This is a genomic window from Streptomyces sp. NPDC052020, assembly GCF_040680575.1.
Lineage (GTDB): Bacteria > Actinomycetota > Actinomycetes > Streptomycetales > Streptomycetaceae > Streptomyces.
Map to the genome: position 1 here is coordinate 1 of NZ_JBFAWY010000073.1, position 9,776 is coordinate 9,776.

The 9,776-nt window shown below is 71.2% G+C and carries 7 protein-coding genes; 2 read left to right on the forward strand and 5 right to left on the reverse strand.

Annotated elements, in window-relative coordinates:
* Positions 1-1,432: 1,432 nt before the first annotated feature.
* The 5 genes from AB0L74_RS34475 to AB0L74_RS34495 all read right to left on the reverse strand — a co-directional run bounded on the left by AB0L74_RS34475 (position 1,433) and on the right by AB0L74_RS34495 (position 7,362).
* Positions 1,433-3,580, reverse strand: a complete 2,148-nt coding sequence (locus AB0L74_RS34475; protein WP_365661454.1) for a hypothetical protein — start codon at positions 3,578-3,580, stop codon at positions 1,433-1,435.
* A 67-nt stretch (positions 3,581-3,647) separates the two neighbouring features.
* Complete coding sequence (locus AB0L74_RS34480; protein WP_365661457.1) at positions 3,648-5,393, reverse strand: hypothetical protein; 1,746 nt, start codon at positions 5,391-5,393, stop codon at positions 3,648-3,650.
* Between the two features lie 169 nt (positions 5,394-5,562).
* On the reverse strand, positions 5,563-6,624 hold the full coding sequence (locus AB0L74_RS34485; protein ID WP_365661461.1) for a hypothetical protein: 1,062 nt from the start codon (positions 6,622-6,624) through the stop codon (positions 5,563-5,565).
* 38 nt (positions 6,625-6,662) lie between these two features.
* Positions 6,663-6,812: a hypothetical protein gene (locus AB0L74_RS34490; RefSeq protein ID WP_365661464.1), complete on the reverse strand. Its 150-nt coding sequence runs from the start codon at positions 6,810-6,812 to the stop codon at positions 6,663-6,665.
* Positions 6,813-6,957: 145 nt separating this feature from the next.
* Entirely contained in the window at positions 6,958-7,362 is a 405-nt protein-coding gene (locus tag AB0L74_RS34495) for an NUDIX hydrolase (protein ID WP_365661466.1), read from the reverse strand.
* Positions 7,363-7,500: 138 nt separating this feature from the next.
* Here AB0L74_RS34495 and AB0L74_RS34500 point away from each other — a divergent pair, with 138 nt between their 5' ends.
* Both AB0L74_RS34500 and AB0L74_RS34505 read left to right on the forward strand, forming a co-directional pair.
* Entirely contained in the window at positions 7,501-7,758 is a 258-nt protein-coding gene (locus AB0L74_RS34500; RefSeq protein WP_365661469.1) for a hypothetical protein, read from the forward strand.
* Between the two features lie 163 nt (positions 7,759-7,921).
* The gene (locus AB0L74_RS34505) at positions 7,922-8,932 is read left to right on the forward strand and encodes a hypothetical protein (RefSeq protein ID WP_365661472.1); all 1,011 of its coding nucleotides are present in this window, start codon (positions 7,922-7,924) and stop codon (positions 8,930-8,932) included.
* Positions 8,933-9,776: the final 844 nt, after the last annotated feature.

Below are 9,776 nucleotides of genomic sequence, written 5' to 3' on the forward strand. Positions count from 1 at the left end.
GTAATGGTTCCCGCTCCGCGGGAACCATTCCGCTGCGCGGAATGCAACGACGGGATTCGCTGCGCGAATCCATAAACGCAGTGAAAAAGCCGCTGCGCGGCTTTTGGTAAACCGCTGCGCGGTTTACTATTCGCGCTTTGCGCGAATCAAAGAATTCCGCAAGCGGAATTCTTTGTACCGCCCTTCGTGCTGCGCACTCCCGGGCGGCCGGCGGGTCGGGGGCTCCGCTGCGCTCCGCCCCTCGCGGCCCAGGGCGCACCTGCGGCCCGTAGGGGTCCTGTGAGCCCGCTTCGCGGGCTGCTAGCAGCAGAGGGGGAGCTGTCGCGTGAGGCTGTCGTGCCGCCTCCTGTCGCGTGCTGTGAGCTGCGCGGACACCCCTGACCCCCCGGACATGAGGCCAGCGCGACACGCGACAGGGGGCGGCGCTCCGCTCCTGTGCCCTCTGGCCCCGTTTGCCCTCTGCCGAAGTGATGCACATGTACCTTTGGCAGATCCGGGCCACTCCCCCGGGATGCTTCAAAGCAGAGGGCTAGACCGATTCTGGAACCATGGCCTAGCCCTGCTGCATCACCTGCTTGCCTGTGTAGCGCTTGGGATCCTGGCTCACCACCCCCTCAGAATCCTTCATCGAACGCTGAATAGTCATGCGGGATAGCCCGCTTCTGACGTTCTTCAGGTCGGTCTACTGGTAGCTCTTTCGGTCCTCGTGCCGGGTATAAACGCGGTCAAGGATGTTACGGGTGATCGCCCAAACGAATGCCGTCATGGCGCATGTGAATGCCACGTCGGCGTAGAGGGGTTGGCGTCCTCCGCCGATTACCAGTACTGGAACCATGACGCCGACGGCGGCCACTAGCGGCCACCATTTGGATTGAGGCCCACACCAGAGGCACGAGCATTTCGACATGGGTGAAACCCTTTCTCGCGGTCGGTAGGTTCAAATGGATCGGCCGACTCGTTCCTTAGACGCGGAGGGCACAGGCCATAGGGAGCGAAACGGCTGGTGGGTCAACGCACTGCATGTCATCATCCGCAGTGCACGGGGCCGGACAAGCTTCTTCGGGATTCAGTTTCCCGATCATCTCGGTGCGTTGGTATTCGCTCACAGCTTGAAGGCTATAAGAGGGAGTGCCTTTTGAGGGTGGAACGCAGAGATTCCCATCCGCCGGATGATCCGCCAGAGATCCGCTACAGGTCCGCTGGGATCCGCCGGGAGGGCCGCGTACGGCAGATGCCGGCGGACCTCCAGCGGATCGTCCGGCGGATGCCAGGCAGTCACTCTGTGTGCTGCTCTTACTGGGTAGTGGGTACTGGGTAGTGGGTACTGGGGGCCGGTTGTAGAGGGGTTTCGGGGGCGGCCGGGGCAGTAGGTGGGGTGTACCGGGTAGTGGGGGAGGGGTCCCACTACCCACTACCCGGTAGCTGTGCGTGGTCAGGCGTAGTCGCGGTGGACGTAGCAGGAGTGGGGCCCACGGTCGCGGTACACCAGTTCCTCACAGGCGCGCAGTGCGGTGCGGACGGTTTTCCGGTCGAGGCCGACGATTTCCGCGATTGCGCCGACCTTCATGCCATCGGCACCGCTTTCCCGGATGGCCTGGATAGCCTGAGGGAGCCAGACGGGCCCGGCCTGCTTCTTCGGCTTCTCCGGGGCCGGTTCGGTGGCTTCAGGCAGTCTTGCCAGGTCCGACAAGAGCTTGGCCAGGTCGGCGTCTGTGAGCGGCTGGCTTTCCTTCGGGCGCGGCGTCTCTTCCTGCTTGGATTCCTTGGGAGAATCGCTGTCGGATGCCCGTGAGGGAAGGTCGAGAGTACGCCGGTATTCGATTTTGCCTTGCCGTGTTTTGGTGCCCGCGGGTGTGCTTTCGCTTTCCGTCGCACCGAAGAGACGGTCGAGATTTCCCGGAGACCACCTTTCGGCATAGGCATTTCCGGCCGCCTCTGCTGCTGCCTTTTCCAGAGCCGGGCGGAAATGACGTGTGCGGATAGCCATCTCTCGGTGCAGAGTGGCGTCTGTGAGGAAAGTCCGCATAGCCGTGGGATAGATTTCCGTCTCTGGGTCTCCGGTGACGGCTCCGATGACTCCGGAGCCCTTGGAGCGGAGCTGCCGAATGTCGATCCCTTTCACTCGGCCAAAGAGTTTTGCCACGCTGGCGCCCTCCGCATCGGTCGCCGTGAGGGCGACGCGGACGGGCGAGTACTTGCGGACCGCGCTGTCACCGAGCGACGAGACGTTGCCGTCCGTGGCGGTGAGGATCAGCCGGATGCCCATAGCGCGCAGGGTCCGGATGACCTGCACGATCTTGGTGCGGACGCGGCTTTTGAGCGGGTCCCGCCCCTCGTAGTTGAGCATCTCGACGCCTTCATCGATGATGCAGAAGATCATCGGCTGCTGACTGGTGACCTCCAGCAGCTTGGTACTCCGGGTAGTGGTCAGCCGCTGCTCGCCGATGGCCAGCATGGCGTCCAGCATCTCTTCCGCCTCAACCAGGGTCGTGGCCATCCAGTCGATGACCGGCTGGGTGTCCTCGGGGGGTCGCGGGGTGCCCGCCGGAGGGTCGACGCGGCCCTGGGCCTCCAGCCACGGGCGGTTCCAGTGCTTGAAGTCGGCGCACTGCTTGCCGATGTCCATAGCCCAGACCAGCACGTCAGGGCACCGAGAGAACGACGCGACGATGCCTTCAAGCAAGGTGGTCTTGGCGCTGCCGGGCGGACCGATGATCAGCGCGCACGCCTCCCTCAGATGCAGCTCGACGCGGTGGCCGGACCGGTCGACGGCCCACGGCACACGCCCGTTGATCGTCAGCGGGACCTCGGCCTCCTCCACCGGGTAGCGGGTGCTGAGCGCCGCCATGTCCTGGGTGTCCACGTCGAGGATGAGGTGCCCCTGGCGGCCGGCACGCTCGATCCGGACCAGGCAGCCGCTCGGCAGGCGCGCGGCCTCCGCGAGCGTCTGGGCGTAGCTGGCGATGCGGTCGGAGCTGACACCCACCGGGAGACTGATCTCCAGCGCGAAACCGCTGCCGTTGGGGCGCCGGGTGAACCCGCCGCCGAACTCGACGGGCACGCGGCTCACCTGCCGGATAAGCGCCATCCAGGCGTCGATGGTCGCCCAGTCCTCGCGCGCCACCTCGGCCTCAGCCATGGCGGCCTGGAGGGCGCGGCGGGCATCGTCGACGGCCTCTTCATGGACCTCGGCCGCGTAGGCAGCGCCGCCCACGCCGATGGTGATGGCGGCGAGCGCGGCAAGGGCGGTCCAGGTGTCCTTGCCGCTCCAGGTGGTGGGATCGGTCGCGATGACGGCGGAGGTCCAGCCGGAGGACAGCAGCCATCCAGCGGCGCGGGTGGCCAGGCTGGGGCGGCTGAGCCGCTTGCGCAGACCGGCGCCGATGCCGTGTGCGGCGGCACCGATGGCACCGATGGCCAGCGGCCAGCCGGACGGCATGCCAGCGAGTGCGCCGGTGCTGGCCACGGCCATGGAGGTGGTGGCCATGGCCAGCGGGCCGGATACGGGCCCGTGGCGGGCCGCCCAGTCCAGGGCGAGGTGGGCGCGGTGGTCAGCGGCGGTGGTCTTTCGTGCGGCCATGGAATGCTCCTCGGTGGTCTCGAAGGGGCGGGCGGGCGCGCCCGAGCGCGCCCGCCGGGGTGGGGCGTCAGTCCTCGGTCTGGCGGCTGACGTCCCACATCTCTTCGGCCGTCCGGCCGTCCGTGTGCCGGGCGATGTCGGCTTCGTGGTGGGTGTGGAAGAGCTGCCCGACCGCTTCGGCGGCGTCCACGCATCCGACGAGCTGCTTGTGCAGGTCGGCCAGCGCGTCGGTCACCTCGGGGGCGAGCGGCATGTTCTCCGGGGAGCAGGTGGCGGCGACCGTGGCGAAGGTCTCGGCGATGGCCGCCATGGCCTCCGGCAGGGTCTCGATGTGGGCGAGGACCTGCATCATGCCGCCGGGCTCAGCGTTCTGGGCCTGGGTCAGCATGTCCTCGGCGACGGAACGGAAGTCGAAGCCGGTCATCTCGTACTCCTTGGTTTGGGTGGTGGGTTCGGCCGCGCCGGCATGGCGCGGCCAGTCGACGTCACCGGGGCGGGGCCGCTGCTGGCGTGCCCGCTCGGCCTCGTCCTGGTCGTGCTCCTGGTAGGCGGCGATGTCCCGCGCCAGGCGCTCTTCCTGCGCGGCCTTGCGGAGCTTGTGCAGCACCTTCCGGCCCCACCGGGGCGGCTGGATGCGCAGCAGCTTCGCCACCGGCCACAGGGCCAGCGACAGCGCGCCAAGCGGGGTGGCGACGAGCGCCGCCAGGACGCGGCGCCCGTGGTGGCGGGCCGCCGAGCGGCGCAGCGCGGTGCGGAGAGCACGGGTGCGGGCGCGCTTCTCGATCCGGGCGCGCTTCTCCGCGCGCCACCGGTCCCGGATCCGGTCCCGGGCGGCGCGGTAGGCGGCGCGGCGGGCGGCGCGGAATCCGCGGGGCCTGCCCTGACTGCCGCCTTGGGCCTGGCTCTTGTCCTTGGGGGTGGTGCCGGTCTCGCCGGTGCTGCGCCGCCGGGCACGGGCGAGCGTCTGCGTCGCCGCGCCGCGTCCGGCCCGCCACAGCCGCCCGGCCATGCCGCCCCGGCCAGCAGTGCCGCTCTGGGCACCTCCACGGCCTGTCTGGGGCCGCGTCCCGCCGCTCTTGGGCGCGTCCTTGGACAGCCGCACACGGCCTTGTGTGGCGCCTGCACGGGCGCCGGGGGCGGGTGCCGGGGAGCGGCGGCGCTGCTGGCGCTCGGCCCGCCGGGCGTCGGCGAGCTGGCGGCGCGCGCGGGTGGTGTCCGCCGCTGCGGCGGTGCGTCCCTTGCGTGCCGCGTCGGCGGCAGACGCGCGGCGGGCCTGCCGGACCGCCGCCGCGTGTTGGAGGGCGCGGGCGCCCATCCCGCCGCCGCGCCGGGCACCGCCGCCACCGCTGCCGCTTCCGGGGCCCGCGCCGCCGCGCCGGGCCCCGAAGGTCCCGAGCGAGCGCGTCGCAGACCGCTGCGGCGGGACACCGCCGGAGCGTTGAGCACCGGCCCCGGGCATGCGCGCGGGACCGCGCCGGGACGTGCCGGCTGCTGCGGCCCGTGCCGCGACCGCCACCATGGGGACCAGGACCAGCGCCCCGGCCGTGAGCAGTGCCGCCGGGCCTCCGGCGGCGAGACCGGTAGCCGACACAGCGGCGATCGAGCTGCTGGTGCCCACGGTCACCGCCGGGACCACCGGCAGGCCGCCCGGCGTACTCACCTCGGTCTCGGCCGTCTTGGCGCCCTCGGTGTCGGGTGCGGGCGCTTCCGGCGCGGGCGGTGCGGCGGGCCCGTCCACCAGATCGGGGGTCGTGGCCGGTTCGGAGTCCGGTGTGGCCAGGCCCGATTGTGCAGATGATGAGCTGTTCGTCATGCTGTGCCTACCTCCTGACGGGATGTCATCCGGGAGGGGAGACCTCCCGGCGGGGATGCGTCCCGCCGGGAGGTCGTCATGGGGTGATCACGAGCGGTGATCGTTCGAGCGTAGGCGGCTGGTCTGACAGCCGTCACGCCCTTTCACAAGGCCCTGGGATTCGGGCAGTTCAGGCGTATCCGCCCCTCATCGGCCCGCCGGGCTCAGTCCCGGGCTCAGTGGGCCCCTTGGCGCTCGACCCCCTGGCCTCCCGGAGATAGCGCTCCATCGAGTCGCGGCTGACGGGCTTGCCCAGCACGGCCTTTACGTGCCGCTCCACCGTGTCCGGGTCGGTCACGCCGAGGGCTACCAGGCGGTGCACCGTGGAGCGCAGGGACAGGGCCGGGGCCGCGTCCTGCGCGGAGACCCGCTCCTTCTCCGGGCGGAGGTCTCCGCCCGTCTCCGCGCTGGTCAGGGGCGTGTCCGGCGGAGTCTCCGGGCGCCTCCGGGCGGAGGCGGAGAGGATCTCCGACGTCGGGATCCCGGCGTCCGCCGCCGCCTCCAGCGAGGTACGCGCCCGCTGCTGGTCCACGATGGCGCGCTCGCGCAGCTCGGCCGCGCGGGAGTGCACCGGCTCCGGCTCATCCGCCCGCTCGATCCACGCGGCGCCCCGCGCCGTAGGCGGCTCCAGGTCGCCATAGCGGGCCTCCAGCGCCGCCCGTACCTGCGCCGCCCGGCCACGCGACCGCAGCACCTCGGCGGCCGTCTCGGCGATGGCCAGCTCGGCGTACGCCTCGTCACGCTCCGCCGCCAGCCACGCGGCGGCGTCCGCCGACAGCGGGCGGCTCATGCTCGTGAGCACCGTGTGCCAGAGCAGCTTTGCCACCAGCGAGACGGCCGGACCGCCCACCGCCTGGCCCCAGTCCTCGACGCGGATGCCGTGCGCGATCAGGACCGCCATGGACACCGCCAGCAGCGCCCACCCGGCGATGTCCGCCGCCCGGCGCTGGTCGGGGTCGTGGCGGTGGACGACGGCCAGCAGCAGCGTCACCAGCCATGCCGCGTCGAAGACCGAGCCACCGGCGTAGCCCCACCAGCCGCCCAGCAGCTCGGCGATGGACATGGTGCTGTAGACCACGGTCGCCACCGTGATGGCCCCAGCCACCACCAGCGCCGCCACCAGGGCCCGCGCCCGCCAGTCGGCCGGGAGCTTGGGCAGCGCGGCCGGCACTTCCCGCGTGCGTCCGGCCACCGTCACCTTGCGTGTGCGGTCACCGCCGCCCGCCCGCCTCACTGGGCGCCTCCGCCCTGAGCCTGCGCGCGCAGCCGCTCGGCGGCCTCCCGGGCGGCCTCCGCCGCCAGCGCCGCCGCCTCCGCCGCCGCGATCCTCGCCTGAGCCTCGGCGTCAGCCGCCGCCTGCTCCTCGATACGATCCGTCACAGGACCGCACCTCCTGCTCTCATCAGGGGTGTCGTCTCAGGTGGCCGGGGTGTTCCCGCACTCCGGCCACCGTCGGGAGTCGTCTGTACGGCTCCCCGACCCGCCCGCCCTCGCCGAGGGCGGGCGGATCAGGCACCGCGACAGCTCAGACGGTCAGGCTGCCGAGAATCCGCGCGTGATCGAAAGCGAGCTGCGGCAGGTCGTCCAGGGGCCACCAGCGGGCGGCGCGGGCATCGTCACCGGCTGTCGGGAGCACCGGGTCCGGCAGGGTCGCGACGTAGGCCACGGTCACGTACCGGCCGCGCGGATCGCGGCCTGGGTCGTCGAAGGCGCCCACCTGCCGCAGATCACTGGCCGAGACGGTGATGCCGGTCTCCTCCTCCAGCTCGCGCACGGCGGCCTCACGACTGCTCTCGCCTGCATCGACGTGCCCTCCGGGCAGCGCCCACATGCCCTCGTACGGGGGCCAGTCCCGCTGGATCAGCAGGACGCGGTTCCCCGCCAGCAGGACCACGTCGGCGGTGTATCGGATCTCTTCGGTCTGGGTCATGCCGTCTCCATCCCTGAGATTTGCGCTGGTCAGCACACGGTGGCGCCGCCCGCCGTGGTGGCCGGGTGCCTTCCGTGCTCTCACCATAGCGCACCACTTCTCAGAGAACAACACTGCTTCTCGGAGAAGTAGTGCGCTATGCTGACCTGCATGGAGATCCCCGAGAAGGCGCAGGCAGAGGCGCTACAGAGGCTGGCCGACCTCGGCCGAAGGCGGGCGGACCTGCTGCAAGAAGCCAAGGAGCTACTGCCCCAGATCAAGGAAGCGGCCCTGGAAGCGGACCGGCTGGGCGCCTCACGGTCCCGGGCCCAGCAGCTCAGCCGCATCAGCAGCAGCACCTTCTACAAGTGGCTCCCCGCCGAGCAGTCGTCAGGGAATCGCCGCTCCAAGGCGTAGGCTCCCCGTCACACACAGGCATCGCCTCGCACACACGGAAGCCCCCCGGGGGTTAGTACCCGACGCGCCAACGTCGGGACCCGGAGGGCTCCGCTCGATTCGCTGGCGAGTGTACGGGCCCAGGGTCGGGCCCCGCACCCGCAGCAGGTCAGAAAGGCCCGAAATGGCTACCCGGAGCACGACGCACGCGGCCCGCCCGCCCGCGTCCTGCGGTACCTGCACCAAGATCCACACCGTGCTGCTCCAGCGGCGCGCACTCGGCCAGCCGGTCACCGGCGCCGCCATCGCCGCCGCCGCCGGAGTCAGCCGTCAGGTGGCCTTGATCCACATCCGCTACCTCGTGGAATGCGGATGGGTCGCCGCCGACCGGCGCACGGCCATCCCGCAGACCGCCCCCGCCCCGCCGCCGCCCGCCCGGTCAGGCACGCCCCTCACCTGGGCGACCGACGCGGCCCTGTCCTGCCGCACCTGCGGGCGCATCCTGCTCATCCTCGCCACAGCGGCCGGGGGCGAGTGGTCCGTGGTCATGCCTGAGCACGACCTGGCCGACGCGCTCGGCGTCACCGGCCGGACCGTGCGCACCCACCTCGCCGCCCTCACCGGCCGCCGTCCCCACGCCCATCACACGCAGGCCGGGCCCCTGCTGCGCGGCGAGCTGGTGCCCGAGACCGGCGGACGCGGCGGGCGCCGCTTCACCTTCCTCGACGGTCAAGTCCGCCCCGGCTCCAGCGCTGAGACCTACACGGCGGAGGAGTACAGCGCGCTCCGGGTCCAGGCGCTCGACGTCCTCGCCCAGGTCCCGCTGCTCACCCAGCATCTGACCGCCCGTGAGCGCACCCGCGCCGCTGAGCTGCTGGTTATCCCCCGGCTCCACATCGGCTACCCGCCCGCCGCCATCGCCGAAGCGCTGGTGGACCCGACGGACCTTCAGCTCAAGGTGCACACCAGCGCCTACGGGCTGATCAAGTGGCGGCTGGAGCATCGCGCGCCGCTGTCCGGCTACGTGGCCCCAGCCAAGGAGACCTACGACCCGACCCCGCGCGTCCATGACTGCGCCGACTGCGGACTGCCCATCAACGCACCCGTGAGCGTGCTCTACTGCCGCACCTGCAAGCAGCGCCGCGCCGCCGGGATCTCCATCGAGGTGGCGGAGGCGCACCCAATCCGGGCCTGAGCCCACCACCGCCGGAGCCGCCCCGACGCCACCGGGGCGGCTCCGACCTGCCTACTGGCCCCGGTGCCCGAGCGGCCGGCGGCCTGTGGTGGTCCGGGGGCGCGGCGGTTCGGGGTCGGCGACCCACTCCCCGGCTGCTGCCCGCTCGGCAGCAGTCGGCGACGGCAGCGTGCTTGACGGCGTGCTGGTGGCACTCGGTCCAGTGCCGAGCGGGCGACGCGTAGGACTCATGCGAGCGATTCTCCCCCACACGGCCAGGAAGCGGCCTCAATCGCTCTCTCCCGCCCGATGACCCGTCCCCCGGCCCATGACCCCGGCGGCAGCAAGAAAGGCCCGGAGATAGCCACACAGCCGGTCCGCGGTTCCCTGAGCCGGACCCGGGTCCCCGGACAGGGTGTAAGGCTCGATTTCCGGGGTGCCTTACACCCTCTGACCAGGGAAAATCCGCGTTCCTCCACAGGGGGCGACACCGGGTTACCCACAAGCCGGACTCCCGGTGTCCACACCCGCCTTACACCCTCTGACCTGCGGAAACAGCGTCTTTTCCCCAGCAGGTGTAAGGCTCAGTTTCCGCCCTCCTAGGGATATAGAGCCACCGGCCTACCGGGGGGCGCAGCCCCCCGGACCCCCGGCGAGCCCGCTTGCGGGCTCGCACAAGATCGCGCAGCGAAGCGGAGCGATCTTGCAAGCGGGCCGCGCAGCGGCCCGCCGCGCGGAGCGAAGCGGAGCGCACTGGTATGCGCGGCAGCGCATACCTACCCGCTCCGCGGGTGTCGGGTGCAGGTGGTCGTGATCATCCGGGCCGAAGGCCGTTGTCACGACTGGATGGGTGTTGGTCCAGGCC

What these genes read in the sequence shown, in the direction of transcription:
- AB0L74_RS34475 (WP_365661454.1), bottom strand. Translation starts at nt 3,580, where the DNA reads ATGGCCGCACGAAAGACCACCGCCGCTGACCACCGCGCCCACCTCGCC.
- AB0L74_RS34495 (WP_365661466.1), bottom strand. Translation starts at nt 7,362, where the DNA reads ATGACCCAGACCGAAGAGATCCGATACACCGCCGACGTGGTCCTGCTG.
- AB0L74_RS34480 (WP_365661457.1), bottom strand. Translation starts at nt 5,393, where the DNA reads ATGACGAACAGCTCATCATCTGCACAATCGGGCCTGGCCACACCGGAC.
- AB0L74_RS34505 (WP_365661472.1), top strand. Translation starts at nt 7,922, where the DNA reads ATGGCTACCCGGAGCACGACGCACGCGGCCCGCCCGCCCGCGTCCTGC.
- AB0L74_RS34500 (WP_365661469.1), top strand. Translation starts at nt 7,501, where the DNA reads ATGCTGACCTGCATGGAGATCCCCGAGAAGGCGCAGGCAGAGGCGCTA.